General features: G+C 70.7%; 11 protein-coding genes. 7 read left to right on the top strand and 4 right to left on the bottom strand.

Going from position 1 to position 14,453, the window contains the following annotated elements; all coding sequences use genetic code 11:
* Nucleotides 1-208: 208 nt before the first annotated feature.
* Nucleotides 209-337 (bottom strand): hypothetical protein, encoded by a 129-nt coding sequence (locus ACWIBS_RS01305; protein WP_376127089.1) that lies wholly within the window; start codon nucleotides 335-337, stop codon nucleotides 209-211.
* A 253-nt stretch (nucleotides 338-590) separates the two neighbouring features.
* On the opposite strand from ACWIBS_RS01305, the gene ACWIBS_RS01300 reads away from it, so the two are divergent.
* Both ACWIBS_RS01300 and pth read left to right on the top strand, forming a co-directional pair.
* Nucleotides 591-1,214, top strand: a complete 624-nt coding sequence (locus ACWIBS_RS01300) for a 50S ribosomal protein L25/general stress protein Ctc (protein WP_376127091.1) — start codon at nucleotides 591-593, stop codon at nucleotides 1,212-1,214.
* 92 nt (nucleotides 1,215-1,306) lie between these two features.
* Entirely contained in the window at nucleotides 1,307-1,891 is a 585-nt protein-coding gene (pth, locus tag ACWIBS_RS01295; protein WP_376127093.1) for an aminoacyl-tRNA hydrolase, read from the top strand.
* A 6-nt stretch (nucleotides 1,892-1,897) separates the two neighbouring features.
* Here the strand turns inward: pth and ACWIBS_RS01290 are convergent, their stop codons facing one another.
* Complete coding sequence (locus tag ACWIBS_RS01290) at nucleotides 1,898-2,377, bottom strand: hypothetical protein (RefSeq protein ID WP_376127095.1); 480 nt, start codon at nucleotides 2,375-2,377, stop codon at nucleotides 1,898-1,900.
* 60 nt (nucleotides 2,378-2,437) lie between these two features.
* On the opposite strand from ACWIBS_RS01290, the gene mfd reads away from it, so the two are divergent.
* A complete protein-coding gene (gene mfd / locus ACWIBS_RS01285) occupies nucleotides 2,438-6,079 on the top strand; it encodes a transcription-repair coupling factor (protein WP_376127096.1) in 3,642 nt (1,213 codons plus the stop codon).
* A 538-nt stretch (nucleotides 6,080-6,617) separates the two neighbouring features.
* On the opposite strand, the gene ACWIBS_RS01280 is transcribed toward mfd, so the two are convergent.
* Both ACWIBS_RS01280 and gdhA read right to left on the bottom strand, forming a co-directional pair.
* On the bottom strand, nucleotides 6,618-8,231 hold the full coding sequence (locus tag ACWIBS_RS01280) for an HNH endonuclease signature motif containing protein (protein ID WP_376127098.1): 1,614 nt from the start codon (nucleotides 8,229-8,231) through the stop codon (nucleotides 6,618-6,620).
* A gap of 378 nt (nucleotides 8,232-8,609) precedes the next feature.
* Complete coding sequence (gdhA, locus tag ACWIBS_RS01275) at nucleotides 8,610-9,968, bottom strand: NADP-specific glutamate dehydrogenase (protein WP_376127100.1); 1,359 nt, start codon at nucleotides 9,966-9,968, stop codon at nucleotides 8,610-8,612.
* Nucleotides 9,969-10,191: 223 nt separating this feature from the next.
* Between gdhA and ACWIBS_RS01270 the strand changes: the two genes are divergently transcribed.
* The 4 genes from ACWIBS_RS01270 to hisS all read left to right on the top strand — a co-directional run bounded on the left by ACWIBS_RS01270 (nucleotide 10,192) and on the right by hisS (nucleotide 14,370).
* Nucleotides 10,192-10,791 (top strand): gamma carbonic anhydrase family protein, encoded by a 600-nt coding sequence (locus ACWIBS_RS01270; protein ID WP_376127102.1) that lies wholly within the window; start codon nucleotides 10,192-10,194, stop codon nucleotides 10,789-10,791.
* A 106-nt stretch (nucleotides 10,792-10,897) separates the two neighbouring features.
* Nucleotides 10,898-12,094 carry a Na+/H+ antiporter NhaA gene (locus ACWIBS_RS01265; protein ID WP_376127104.1) on the top strand — a complete coding sequence of 399 codons (1,197 nt, stop codon included), beginning with the start codon at nucleotides 10,898-10,900 and terminating at the stop codon, nucleotides 12,092-12,094.
* Nucleotides 12,091-12,852: a MazG nucleotide pyrophosphohydrolase domain-containing protein gene (locus ACWIBS_RS01260; RefSeq protein ID WP_376127106.1), complete on the top strand. Its 762-nt coding sequence runs from the start codon at nucleotides 12,091-12,093 to the stop codon at nucleotides 12,850-12,852. Before ACWIBS_RS01265 ends, ACWIBS_RS01260 begins: the two co-directional genes overlap by 4 nt.
* Before the next feature lie 165 nt (nucleotides 12,853-13,017).
* The gene (gene hisS / locus ACWIBS_RS01255) at nucleotides 13,018-14,370 is read left to right on the top strand and encodes a histidine--tRNA ligase (protein WP_376127263.1); all 1,353 of its coding nucleotides are present in this window, start codon (nucleotides 13,018-13,020) and stop codon (nucleotides 14,368-14,370) included.
* Nucleotides 14,371-14,453: the final 83 nt, after the last annotated feature.

The raw sequence follows: 14,453 nt of genomic DNA, 5'->3' as shown, positions 1-14,453 counted from the left end.
GGTTCCGGGACCGGGCGTTCGACCTCTTCGGGGCGCGGCGCGCCCTCGTGCGCGGGAGCCGAACCCGGCTGATCGTCGCGATCGGTCGAGATGTCGTTGCTGGTCGAGGGGTCGCTCTGCGTCACACGTGCTCCTGGGTTCGATGAGGGGACGGTTCGGGGCGCAACGCGTGGCGCGATGGCGCGGGTACGGACGACGGCCGGCGCGTTCAGTCCTTGCGGTACGCCTGACGGCCCATCGACCAGAACGCCCCGACGAGAGCGATGAGCCCGAGGGCGCTCATGAGGCCGATGAGCCCCATCATGACGGTCGTGGCGAGCTGAGTGTCCATGGTCACGGGTCCTCTGGGTCGGGGCAGGATGGTCCGTTCATCATCGTAGCGGGAGCGCTGGTAGACTCGGGGTGGACTTCGGCGAGGGATCGTCGCATGCCGCCACGGCGGCACGTCGCGGCATCCGTTATCGACGGGGGTGTGCAGGCCTTCCAGGTTTCCTCACGCGCTCGCGTTCGAGTCGAGACCCCCATACGTGGGCCCGCGAGAAGCGCGGTGCCCGAAGAGCGAACGGGCCGCGTGCCCCAAGGAGAACATCATGTCGAACGAACTCGACAACAAGGTCGCCACCGAGACCCGCCACAGCTTCGGCAAGGGCTTCGCCCGTCGCCTCCGCGCCGAGGGCAAGATCCCCGCCGTCGTCTACGGCCACGGCACCGACCCCGTGCACGTCGCACTGCCGGGTCACCAGGTGTCGCTCCTCGTGCGCCGCGCCAACGCGCTGCTCGACCTCGACATCGACGGCGCGTCGCAGCTGACGCTCGTCAAGGACGTGCAGCGCGACCCCGTGCGCCAGATCATCGAGCACATGGACCTGCTCGTCGTGAAGAAGGGCGAGAAGGTCCAGGTCGACGTTCCCGTCGTCGTGCTCGGCGAGTCCTACCCGGGCACGATCGCCAACCTCGACGCACCGACGATCCTGCTCGAGGCCGAGGCGACCCACATCCCCGAGAGCATCGAGGTCGACATCGAAGGCCTCGAGGAAGGCGCGCACATCACCGCCGCCGACCTCACGCTGCCCAAGGGCTCGTCGCTCATCGCCGACCCCGAGACGCTCATCGTCGCGATCTCGGTGCCCGCCGCCGCGATCGCCGCTGAGGATGAGATCGCCGAGGCGGATGCCGCCGTCGCCGCAGAGCAGTCGGCCGAGAGCGCCGAGTAAGACTCCGCACGCTCACGAAGGGGTGCGTCGTCCGACCGGGCGACGCACCCCTTCGGCGTTCGGGCGGCGGCCGTTCGGGCAGGATGGTGGGCATGGCAGACGCATGGCTCGTCGTGGGCCTGGGCAATCCAGGGCCGCGCTACGAAACGACCCGACACAACGTGGGGCAGCTCGTCGTCGACGAACTCGCGGCACGACGCGGCGAGGGCTTCAAGGCGCACAAGGCGAACGCTCGCATCGCCGAGACGTGGCTGCGGCCGGGCGGGGCGAAGCTGATCCTGGCGAAGCCGAACTCCTTCATGAACGTCTCGGGGGGTCCGGTCGCCGGGCTCGCGAAGTTCTACGGCATCGAACCCGGCCATGTCATCGTCGTGCACGACGAACTGGACATCCCGTTCGACAGCCTCAAGCTCAAGACGGGCGGGGGTCACGGCGGTCACAACGGCGTGCGCGACGTCGCGAAGGCCCTCGGCACGCCGGAGTTCCCGCGCGTGCGCGTCGGCATCGGGCGACCTCCGGGGCGTCAGGATGCCGCGGACTGGGTCCTCGACCCATTCGGCACCACCGAGCGCAAGATGTTGCCCATTCTGCTCTCGGACGCCGCCGACGCCGTCGAGCAGCTCGTCGGCGAGGGGCTGCTCGCGGCGCAGCAGAAGCACCACGCTCCGCGCGTGTGACGCGGGTCAGTACGGAGCGGCCGCCAGCCCGAGCGCGAGTGCGCCGACCGCGGCGACGGCGAAGATGACCGGGCCGCCGACGGCGAGGACGACAGCGGCGATGCCCTGACCCCGGCCCGCGCCGGTCGCGATCGCGATGATGCCCTGCACGAGAGCCCAGATCCCGGCCGTCGTGCCCGCCCATCCCGCGACCTCCGCGAGCAGCACGATGTCGCGTACGGGGCTCAGCGCCGCCCAGTCGAGGTTCGGCCCGCTCACGAGCCGGACGAAGTCGATCCCCGCCGAACCGATGCCGTACGCCGCCAACGCGACGACGAGCGGCGCGACGACGGATGCCACGAGTGCGGCCACGAGCGCGACGATCCCGGTCGTCGCGGCGCGAGGCTGCGGGGGAGGAGGCGGCATCGCGACGGCGCGCGGCAGGACGTACGGCGGAGCGTAGGGCGCACCCATCGGGACGTTGCCGAGGTGCTGTCGATCGCTCATCCGTTCATCCTACGAGCGCCGCGCGGCGCGCATGTCCGCCGTCCCGCGTAGACTTCTGCGGTGACAGTTCCCGGGATCGTGCGCGCCCTCGAACAGGCTGAGTCCTTCCGGGATGCCGCGGGCGCAGCATCCGCCGACGCCGACTTCTCGCTCGTCGAAGGCCTCGATGCCCCGCTGCTGGCGGCGCTGCTCGACAGACGCCGCGCGGCAGGACACCCGCCGATGCTTCTCGTGATCACCCCGACGGGTCGCCGCGCCGATGCGCTCGGGCCCGCGCTCGCCTCCGTGCTTCCCGGCGCTGAGGTCATGCATTTCCCCGCGTGGGAGACCTTGCCGCACGAACGTCTCAGCCCGTCGGCCGAGATCGTCGGCAATCGGCTCGATGTGCTCGGCCGCATCGCACGGTGGGAGGGCACCTCGCCGCTCGTCGTGACGACCTCGGTGCGCGGCGCGATCCAGCCGCTCGCGGCGGGGCTCACCGACGTGCCGCCCGTCGAGCTCGCTGTCGGCGGGCGCGACCACGATCTCGCGACGATCGCGCTGAGCCTGGTCGAGCTGGCCTACCAGCGCGTGGACATGGTGTCGCGCCGCGGCGAGTTCGCCGTGCGCGGCGGCATCCTCGATGTCTTCCCGCCCACGGCGCCCCACCCGTATCGCATCGAGTTCTTCGGCGACGAGGTCGACCAGATCCGCGCGTTCTCGGTCGCCGATCAGCGCTCGCTTCCCGGCGACGTGCCCGCCGTGCAGCTCATCGCCAGCCGCGAGCTGCTGCTCACGCCCGACGTCCGTGCCCGTGCCGGCGCTCTCGCCGAGGATTTCCCCGGTCTGCGGGGCATGCTCGAGAAGATGTCCGAGGGGATCCCCGTCGAGGGGATGGAATCCCTTCTTCCGGCCGTCGCGGATCGCATCGTGACGTTCGCCGACTACCTGCCCGAGGGCGCCGCCATCGCGCTCGTCGATCCCGAGCGTGCCGTGACGCGTGCCATCACGCTCGGCGAGACGAACCGCGAGTTCCTCGAGGCGGCGTGGAATGCCGCGACGGCGGGTGCCGAGGCGCCGATCGACCTCGGCGCGGGCGATTTCGTCACGCTGCCGCACCTGCGCGAGGCGGCGCACGCGCGCCGCGCCGTGTGGTGGACGCTGAGCGCGTTCGACTCGGGCGCCTCCGACGCGATCGCCGCGCTTCGAGAAGCGCAGGAGGCCGGCGAGGACATCGACATCGACGTCGCTCTCGAGCAGGCCTCCGCGCTTCGCGTGCCCGGCGCATCCGTGCCCTCGTTCCAGGGCAACGTCGACGGCGCGACGGCGCACGTCGGCCAGCTGCTCGCCGACGGATGGCGCGTCGTCGTGGCGGCATCGGGTGCGGGGCTGGTGGATCGCGCACGCGACGTGCTCGCCGAACGCGGCATCGCGGCTCGCAAGGTCGACACCTTGAGCGAGATCCCGGATGCCGGTGTGGCGCACATCGTCGCGGCGCCTCTCGAACGCGGGTTCGAGGTGGCAGACGCCAAGTTCGCTGTGCTCACGGAGACCGAGTTCTACGGGCGCACGATCGGCGGAGACCAGCGTGTCGTCAAGAAGCTCGCGTCGCGTCGCAAGAACGTGGTCGATCCGCTGCAGCTCAAGCCGGGGGACAACGTCGTGCACGCGACGCACGGCATCGGGCGCTTCGTCGAGCTGACGCAGCGCGAGGTGTCCAGCGGCGGGCGCAATCCCGTCAAGAGCGTGCGGGAGTACCTCGTGCTCGAGTACGCGCCCTCCAAGCGCGGGTACCCCGGCGACAAGCTCTTCGTGCCGACGGATCAGCTCGACCTGCTCTCGCGCTACGTCGGGGGCGAGGCGCCGACGCTGTCGAAGATGGGCGGCAGCGATTGGGCGGCGGCCAAGGGCAAGGCGCGCAAGGCGGTGCGCGACATCGCGGTCGAGCTCGTGAAGCTCTATTCGGCGCGGATGGCCGCGAAGGGCTATGCGTTCGGACCCGATACGCCGTGGCAGCGCGAGCTCGAAGAGGCCTTCCCGTTCGCCGAGACTCCTGACCAGCTGCAGACGATCGATGAGATCAAGGCCGACATGGAGAAGCCGATCCCGATGGACCGGCTCTTGTCGGGCGACGTCGGATTCGGCAAGACCGAGGTCGCTGTGCGGGCCGCGTTCAAGGCGATCCAGGACGGCAAGCAGGTCGCGATGCTCGTGCCGACGACGCTCCTGGTCAAGCAGCACTTGGAGACGTTCTCCGAGCGGTTCGCCGGGTTCCCCGTCAAGGTCAAGGCGCTGTCCCGGTTCCAGACCGACAAGCAGGCGCGCGACGTGCTCGCGGGGCTCACCGACGGCACGATCGACATGGTCATCGGAACGCACCGCATCCTGACCGAGAAGGTCATCTTCAAAGACCTCGGGCTCCTGATCGTCGACGAGGAGCAGCGCTTCGGCGTCGAGCACAAGGACGCGCTCAAGAAGCTGAAGACGAACGTCGACATCCTCGCGATGAGTGCCACGCCGATTCCACGGACGCTCGAGATGGCGGTCACCGGTATCCGCGAGATGTCGACGCTGCAGACGCCGCCCGAGGACCGGCATCCGATCCTGTCGTTCGTCGGTCCGCGCAATGACAAGCAGATCGCGGCGGCGATCCGTCGTGAGCTGCTGCGCGAAGGACAGATCTTCTTCGTGCACAATCGCGTGCAGTCGATCCAGCGGGTCGCCGCCGACCTCGCCGAGCTCGTACCCGAGGCGCGCATCGCCGTCGCGCACGGCCAGATGGGCGAGCACGCGCTCGAAGAGGTCGTCGACGCGTTCTGGGAGCGCCGGTTCGACGTGCTCGTGTGCACGACGATCGTCGAGACGGGCCTGGACATCTCCAACGCGAACACGATCATCATCGATCGGGCCGACAAGTACGGGCTGTCGCAGCTGCACCAGTTGCGCGGGCGTGTGGGCCGCGCGCGCGAGCGGGCGTACGCGTACTTCCTGTATGACGAGATGAAGCCGCTGTCCGAGACGGCAGCGGACCGTCTCGAGACGATCGCGGTCAACAACGACCTCGGGTCGGGAATGCAGGTCGCGCTGAAGGATCTCGAGATCCGCGGCGCGGGCAATCTTCTGGGCGCCGAGCAGGCCGGCCACATCGCAGGGGTCGGGTTCGATCTGTACCTGCGCATGATCGGCGAGGCGGTCGCGACGTTCCGCGGCGACGACGTCGAGGGCCCGACCGAGCTGCGGCTCGAGCTGCCCGTTCAGGCGCGGATTCCCGAGTCGTACATCGACAGCGAACGGCTGCGGCTCGAGGCCTATCAGAAGCTCTCGGCCGCGGCATCCCTCAGCGCGAAGGACGACGCGATCGACCTCGTCGTCGACGAGTTCACCGACCGCTACGGCGACATGCCGGGCGACGTCGACGGGCTCATCGCGGTCGCCCGCCTGCGCCGACGCGCCGCTCGCGCGGGGCTCGCCGACGTCGTCGCGATGGGTCCGAACCTGCGCATCGCACCGGCGCATCTGCCCGACTCGATGCGCGTGCGGCTGCAGCGGCTGCATCCCAAAGCGAAGCTCATCTCGGGCGGTGACGCGCTCGTCGTGCCGTTGCCGACGGCGGGCGGCGAGGCGCCGCGCGATGCGGAGCTCATCGCGTGGGTCGATCAGCTGCTCGATCAGCTGTGGCCGCTGAAGGATGCTGCGCCAGCCGAGGCCGCTGCCGGAGGATGACCCCGCCCGGCGCGCGGAGGGCATGGCCGGCGCGCTGAGCCGTCGTCATCGTCGCGCGTGCCGCCGAGGGGGCGGGTGCTGCCGGCTCGCGGGTGCCACCGAGGGGTGGGGCTGCCGAGGCGGCGGGCGCTGCCGAGGGGGCGGGTGCTGCCGAGCGGGCGGGTGCCACCGAGGGACGGGGGCTGCCGAGGGGGCGGGCGCTGCCGAGGGGGCGGGCGCTGCCGAGGGGGCGGGTGCCACCGACGGGCGGGTGCTGCCGGCTCGCGGGTGCCACCGAGGGGCGGGTGCCACCGAGGGGCGGGTGCTACCGAGGGGGCGGGCGCTGCCGGCTCGCGGGTGCCACCGAGGGGTGGGGCTGCCGAGGGGCGGGGGCTGCCGAGGGGCGGGTGCTGCCGAGCGGGTGGGTCCTGCCGAGGGGGCGAGTGCCGCAGAGGGAGCGGGTGCTGCCGAGGCGGCGGGTGCCTCTGAGGGGGCGGGGGCTGCCGATTTGCGCGTGCCGCCGAGGGCGCGGGGGTTGCCGGGGGGGGCGGGTGCCGGCTCAGAAGGGCGCGGGCGGTCCGCCCTCGTCCGTGCTCGTGGTGGCGATCGCCAGCCAGTCCGTCGGGACGAATCTGACCGTCGACGGTGGTCGGTCCTGGTAGCGACGGCCCGTGGGGGAGTACCACTCGAGGACCCCGCCCGGTCTTTGTTCGACGCGCCACGCCGTGTGGTGTTTGAGCGTGTGATGGCGCCTGCAGAAGTGACCGAGGTTGGTCTCGCAGGTCGCCCCGCCCTTCGCGGCGTCCTTCGTGTGGTCGACGTCGGCGCGGATCGCCGGGCGCCGACACCCGGGAGCCCGACAGCGCTCGTCGCGCGCCCGCAAGTGTCGGCGGAGCTTCTTGTCGGGCCGGTACCGGTCGACGGCGAGCACGGCACCGGTATGCGGATGAGTGAGGACGCGGTCCCACCCCTTCGCGTGGCCCGCCAGACGGAGAGCGGTGTCGGGATCGATGGGACCGTACCCGGCCAAGAGGTAGGGCTCGGCGCCGGAGCCCGCGGCGGTGAGCGCGGGGACGGTGACCTGGACGTGCCCCGTGAGCGCGGCGAGCGCGTCACCCTCGCCATGTGCAGCCGGCGCGCCGGCCAGAAGCAGGTCGGCGAAGAGGTCGGCGCGAATCTGGTCCATCGTCCGGGAGTCGCGGGGTTCGGATGCCGCACCGTGCTCGTCGCCGGTCCACGCCGCACCGTCGGCGTCGCTGTCGGTCGATGCGGCGTGCGCGTTGCCGGATCCCGCGATCCTCGCGCCCGCGTCCGCGCCGGCGCCGGCGAGCGTGCCGTCGGATGGGCCGGCGAGCGTACTGTCGCCCGCGCCGGCGAGCGTACCGTCGGACGGGCCGGTGACGACGACGGGTTCCGTAACGACGACGGGTTCCGTGACGACGACGGATCCCGTCTCGTCGTGGCCGTCGCTGTCGCGCGCCTCGAGCGAGCGGGGCCCGCTATCGGCCGCGGCGTTGTCGTTCACGATGGCGCGGGCCATCTCGGTCAGCCGGTCGCGGATCGCGTAGGCGAGCGCTGCCGGCTGGTCCGAGATGATCCGCGCGACACCGTCGTCGAGGTCGATGAGCCGAACGCACCTGTCCGCGACGGCCCGGCGCTGCCGCTCGACAGTCGCATCCGGGTCGAGCTGGGCGGCGACCGCCCGCGCCATCGCGCGCAGTCGGCCCGGCGCTTCGGCTTCCGCTACCGCGATCACCGTCTCTTCGTATCGGGCACGAGTGTCGGCATCGGCGATGGGAGAGCCGGCGTCGAGGATCACTCGGACATGTCCCGCGTCGATACGCCCTGCCTGCCACGCGGCGAAGGTGGCGGCGAAGCGACTCGTGAGTGTCGCGGCATCCCCCATCCGGGACTGCACGGTTCGATCCGTCACCCGCATCGCCGCACCCAGCTCGGCCGCGACTTCGCGGACGGCCAGGTCGCTGCGCGACATGCGGCGGCCGGCTGCTCTGCCCTGCGCAACGCGAGCGAGGGAGAGGTCCACCGCGTCGGCGAGCAGCTGCTCTTGCCGCGCCTCGAGTGCTGCGATCTGCCGACGGGTGGTGAGCATGTCGGATACGAGGTCATCGAGCGCGGTCGTCCAGCCGGTGTCGGTCGACAGGTCGTGCCCCATGAGCGCTCCAAACACAGAGAGTGGACGGTCAAGCGCGAGATGGGCACGTGCGCGAGAACTGGCTCCAGTGTAGTACATATCTTCGATTAAGGGAAGGGGCGCGAAGAAAAAAGGAAAAGAAATGCGCGTCTCGCGCCGACCAGAACACGTCGACGTCCGCGGACCGGCACCGAGCGGCACCCCACGACGGCGCCCGGCGTGCCGAGCAGGCTGGTCTGCAGCATCCCGGCGACGGCGCAGACGATCAGCCCGACGCCTCCGAAGGTCCTCGTCGTCACCCGGCCGCGCATCTTCCCAGGGTGCCAAGGCGTACGTTCCGCAGCACCACCTCTGACAGCAGCCGCCCGGGAACCGCCGCGAAACCCGCGCGGAGAAGCGTCAGATGACGCCCTGCGCGAGCATCGCGTGCGCGACGCGCTCGAAGGCCGCCGAGTTGGCGCCCACGACGTAGTCACCGGGGCGGCCGTACCGCGCGGCGGCGTCGAAGGCGGAGTCGTGGACGTCCTTCATGATCGAGCGCAGGCGCGATTCGCTGTCGTCGAAGCTCCACCGCTGCCGAGAGGCGTTCTGGCTCATCTCGAGCGCCGACGTCGCCACGCCGCCCGCGTTGGCGGCCTTGCCCGGCGCGAACATCACGTCGGAGGACTGGAACGCGGCGATGGCACCGGGTGTCGAGGGCATGTTCGCACCCTCGGCGACCGCGCGCACGCCGTTGCCGATGAGGGCGCGGGCATCCTGCTCTTCGAGCTCGTTCTGCGTCGCCGACGGGATCGCGATGTCGACGGGCACCTCCCACGGGCGTGCCCCCTCGACGAAACGTGCCGACGGTCGACGAGCGGCGTACTCGCCGATGCGCGCACGCTCGGTCTCTTTCACCTGGCGCAGCAGCTCGACGTCGATGCCGGCGTCATCGACGACGTAGCCTGACGAGTCCGAAGCCGTGACCGGAGTCGCGCCCAGCTGCCACGCCTTCTTGATCGCGTAGATCGCGACGTTGCCCGAGCCGGAGACGCCGACGCGCAGCCCCGCGAGGGACTGACCGCGCACACCCAGCATCTCCTGCGCGAAGAAGACCGCGCCGAAACCGGTCGCCTCGGTGCGGACCTCGGCACCGCCCCACTGCACGCCCTTGCCGGTGAACATGCCCGACTCGTGGCGGTTCGTGATCCTGCGGTACTGGCCGAACAGGTAGCCGATCTCGCGCGCCCCGACGCCGATGTCACCGGCGGGGACGTCGGTGTGCTCGCCGAGGTGGCGATACAGCTCGTTCATGAAGGACTGGCAGAAGCGCATGACCTCGGCGTCGGAGCGGCCGTGCGGGTCGAAGTCGCTGCCGCCCTTGGCGCCGCCGATGCCCTGCCCCGTGAGCGCGTTCTTGAAGACCTGCTCGAAGCCGAGGAACTTCACGATCGACAGGTTCACGGATGGGTGGAAGCGCAGGCCGCCCTTGTACGGACCGAGCACCGACGAGAACTGCACACGGAACCCGCGGTTGACGCGCAGACGCCCGCTGTCATCGACCCACGGCACGCGGAACAGGATCTGCCGCTCGGGCTCGACGAGCCGTTCCACGATGCCGCCATCGACGAACTCGGGATGCTCCTCGAGCACGGGGCCGATCGACTCCAGCACCTCATGCACGGCCTGGAGGAACTCGGGTTCGTGGGGGTTGCGTGCCTGAACCGTGTCGAACACCTCGGTGACGGCGGGCGGAAGAGCGGCGAGCGTTTCGGTCACGGAGAGCACTTTCTGGCCGGAGCGATGGGCACCCGGAACCGGCGATCCCCACCCACGGGTTCGTGGGCTGCCGGGTGCGACGCGGATTATGCGTGGCTGCCCGGGGGTGCGCGGGTGACGCGCATCGGCACGGACGGGAGACCTCAGCCTAACGCGCGCGACTCATGAGCGGATGCCACGCGCACGAGAGCGCGCTACGCTGAGCGCCGACCGAGGAGGAACGATGAGGTTCGAGCATCTCGGGGTCGGGCCCCGCATCCACCCCACGGCGGTCATCGCGCCGACCGCCGTCATCAGCGGCGACGTCGAGATCGGTGCCGAGTGCCAAGTGCTGCACGGAGCGGTCATCACGTCGGAGGGCGGTCCCGTCACGCTCGGGCATGACGTCATCGTCATGGAGAACGCGCTCGTACGCGCGACCGCGACGAACCCGGTGCACATCGGCGACCATGTGCTCGTCGGGCCGATGGCGAGCGTGTCGGGCGCGACGATCGAGGACGAGGTGTTCCTCGCGACGGGGACCCGCATCTTCAACGGCGCCCGGATCGGCGCGCGCAGCGACATCCGCATCAATGCGGTCGTGCACCTGCGGACGACCCTGCCGCCCGAGTCGGTCGTGCCGATCGGCTGGGTCGCCGTCGGTGAGCCCGCCCGGATCCTGCCTCCCGAGCGGCACGAGGAGATCTGGGCGGCGCAGCGCGAACTCGACTTCCCCGGCTACGTCTTCGGACTCGACGCCGAGACCCCCGATCTCATGGTGCAGCTCACCGAGCGCTACGGCCAGAGCCTCGCCCGCCACGCGCACGACACGCGCGTGGACTGATCCGCCGCGGCGGTCTCGGAAGGCTCGGTACACTGGGCGGCGGTGAGCCGGGAAGTCTGGTCGGCACGGTGCTGCCGTACCCTGCCGACTCACCCGAAAGAGGCCCATGTCCCTGCTGCGCTCCGCACGATTCCCCGCCGTCATCCTGCTGGCAGCCGCCGTCCTCGGGCTGATCCTCGCCAACTCGCCGATCGGTCCGGCCGTCGCCGAGATCAAGGGCGCGTACCTCGGCATCCCCGGGGTCTTCGAGATGTCCGTCGGCCACTGGGTGCAGGACGGCCTGCTCGCGATCTTCTTCTTCGTCGTCGCGATCGAACTGCAGTACGAACTCACCGCGGGCGAGCTCAACTCCGCGCGCAAGGCCCTGCAGCCGGCGATCGCGGCCGCGGGGGGAGTCATCGTGCCGATCGGGGTGTTCCTGCTCTTCGCCGGCGGAACCGACGCCGCCGGCGGGTGGCCCATCCCCACGGCGACCGACATCGCCTTCGCCCTGGGCGTGCTCGCCGTCTTCGGTAAGGGCCTGCCCAGCGGCATCCGGATCTTCCTGCTGGCGCTCGCGATCCTCGACGACATCGTCGGGATCGTCTTCATCGCCGTGCTCTTCACGAACGACGTCAACGTCGGCCTGCTCGCGCTCGCCGTGGTCGCCGTTGCGATTTTCGCCGTGCTGAGCCGCATGCTCGGCTCGCGTGCGGACGGCGTCGTCATCGCCGGGCTCGTCGTACTCGGGCTCGCGACGTGGGTGCTCGTGTACCTCTCAGGTGTGCACGCGACGATCGCCGGTGTCGCGCTCGGGCTCGTGATGGCGCAGCAGCCGGCGATGCGCACGCGCCACGCGCTCGAGCCGTTCGTCAACGGACTCGTCCTGCCGCTGTTCGCCTTCTCGGCCGCACTCGTGGTGATCCCGATGGTGTCGCCCGCTCAGCTCTCACCGGCGTTCTGGGGCATCCTCGTGGCGTTGCCCGTGGGCAAGATTCTCGGCATCACGCTCGCCGGATGGATCTCGCTGCGGATCGGCAACCGGGGCAAGACCCCCCATCTCGCACTCATGGACCTCGTAGCCGCCGGCGCGCTGGGCGGGATCGGATTCACCGTCTCGCTGCTGCTGTCCGAGCTCGCTTTCGCGGACAGCCCGCTCGTGCGCGACGAGGCGACGCTCGGCGTGCTCGCCGGATCGGTGATCTCGATCGTGCTGGCGGCGGCGCTCGTCGCGCAGCGCGCGCTGCACTATCGCCGCACCTCGCCGGAGACCCGTGACGAGGAGCTGCCGCCGCAGGAGGAGACGAAGGGCCAGATCGCGTGACGGATGCCGCACCCGACCCGCGCGCGCAGCCCGATGCCCTCCGTGCCGCGGCTGAGACGATGCGCGCCGTGCGGGATCGCTGTGTGTGGACGCAGCAGATCGATCATCGCGACCTCGTGCCGTACCTCGTCGAGGAGAGCGCCGAAGTCATCGATGCGGTCGAGGACGGCACGCCCGCCGAGCTGCGCGAAGAGCTCGGCGACCTGCTCTGGCAAGTGCTGTTCCACGCCGAGATCGCCTCGCGCGACGCCGTCGAGCCGTTCGACATCGACGACGTCGCCCGGGGGCTCACCGACAAGATGGTGAGGCGGCATCCGCATGTCTTCGCCGACGCCGTCGCGCGGACCTCCGATGAGGTGCTCATGCACTGGAACGCCGCGAAAGCGGCCGAGAAGAACGAGCGCACGAGCGTCCTCGACGGCGTCAGCGACCGGATGCCCTCCCTCGCGCTCGCGCAGAAGCTCCTGGGCAAGGCGACGACGCTTCGACACGCTCAGCGACCAGACCCCGCCGCGCCCCCAGTCCCTGACCCGGGACTGCCCCCGGTCCCTGAGCGTGCCGAAGGGTCGACGGCCGAGGCGCCCGGACTGCCCCCGGTCCCTGAGCTCGCGGAAGGGCCGACGACCGAGGCGGAGCTCGGCGACGCGCTGCTCGGGCTCGTCGTCGCCGCCCGCGCGAACGGGTGGGACGCCGAGCGCGCGCTGCGCGTGCGGGTGCGCCGCCTCGAGCGCGACATCCGCGACGCGGAGCGTGCATAACTCCTCACCGAACCGCTGGATGCACGTCGAGAACGCCGCCCCGCGAAATCCATGAGGAGTTGTGCACGCGGTGGTCCTGACGTTGTGCACGCGGTGGTCCTGACGTTGTGCACGCGGTGGACCTGGAAGAATGACCCCGTGGCATCCGTCAATCCGCCGCGCGGCATGCGCGACTTCCTCCCCGCCGACAAGGCCCGTCGCGAGCGTGTGCTCGCCGTCATCCGCGAGCGCTACCGTGCGCACGGGTTCGACGAGATCGAGACCCCCGTCATGGAGGAGTACGCGCGCCTGCACGCGGGCATCGGCGGTGACAACGAGAAGCTCGCCTACAACGTTCTCAAACGCGGTCTCGACGCCGAGGCGATCCGTGCCGCCGCAGACGACCCCGAGGCTCTGACCGACCTCGGGCTGCGGTACGACCTGACCGTCCCGCTCGCGCGGTTCTACGCGAGCCACCGCGGCGAGTTGCCGACCGTGTTCCGGGCGATCCAGATCGCGCCCGTGTGGCGTGCCGAGCGCCCGCAGAAGGGGCGCTACCGCCAGTTCATGCAGTGCGACATCGACATCATCGGCGACGCGTCGGCGCGGGCCGAAGCCGAACTCGTCGTCGCGACCCTCGACACGCTCGACGCCCTCGGTCTCGAGGGCGGAACGGTGCGCATCAACGACCGCCGCGTCCTCGACTGGATGCTGGACCGCTTCGGCTTCGCCCCCGACGAGCGGCCCGGCGTGCTCATCACGATCGACAAGCTCGACAAGATCGGGCCGTCCGGCGTCGTGAGCGAGCTGCGCGAACGAGGCGCGACACCGGACGCGGTCGACGGCCTCGAGTCGTTCCTCACCCGACCCATGACGCTGGAATACAACCCGTACGGCGAGCGACAGATCCGAAAGCTGCTGCCCGAGGGAGCCCCCGACGACATCGTCGCGCACCTCGTCGGCATCGGCGCGGCCGTCATGGCGGCACGCCCTTCGACAAGCTCAGGGGCGACAAGCTCAGGGGCGACAAGCTCAGGGGCGACAAGCTCAGGGGCGACAAGCTCAGGGGCGACAGGCTCAGCGGCCGCGGCCGGCGACATCCCGCTCGTGTTCGACCCCTTCCTCGTGCGCGGCATGGGGTACTACACGGGCACGATCTTCGAGCTCGCCCACCCCTCGGTCAGCTACTCGCTGGGCGGCGGCGGCCGCTACGACGGCATGATCGGCCGTTTCCTCGGCCAGGACGCGCCCGCCGTCGGCTTCTCGATCGGCTTCGAGCGCATCGTCGACCTCGTGCAGGAGCGCGCGGATGCCGCAGCCTCGGCGATCGTGCTCGTGCACGACCGCGATGCGGCACAGGACGAGCTCATCGCGATCAAGGCCGCACTCATCGCCGAGGGCTCGCGTGTGCGCCTGGAGCAGCGCACCAAGAACCTCAAGGCGCTGCTCGAGCGCGCGGCATCCGACGGATACACGGCTTTCGCGACCGTCGCGGCCGGCGCGACGCGCGCCGAACTCGACATCAAGCCGCTGGGCTGAGCCGGGCCCGCCGCGCCAGTCGCGCGCGCTTGCGCCGGACTGGTAGCGTGCCGGGGACCGGAGTGGCCGATGCTGCGGCACCG

This window comes from Microbacterium sp. NPDC055442 (assembly GCF_053644215.1).
The sequence above is the reverse complement of the archived record's forward strand: the minus strand, read 5'-3'. Positions and strand labels throughout refer to the sequence as shown.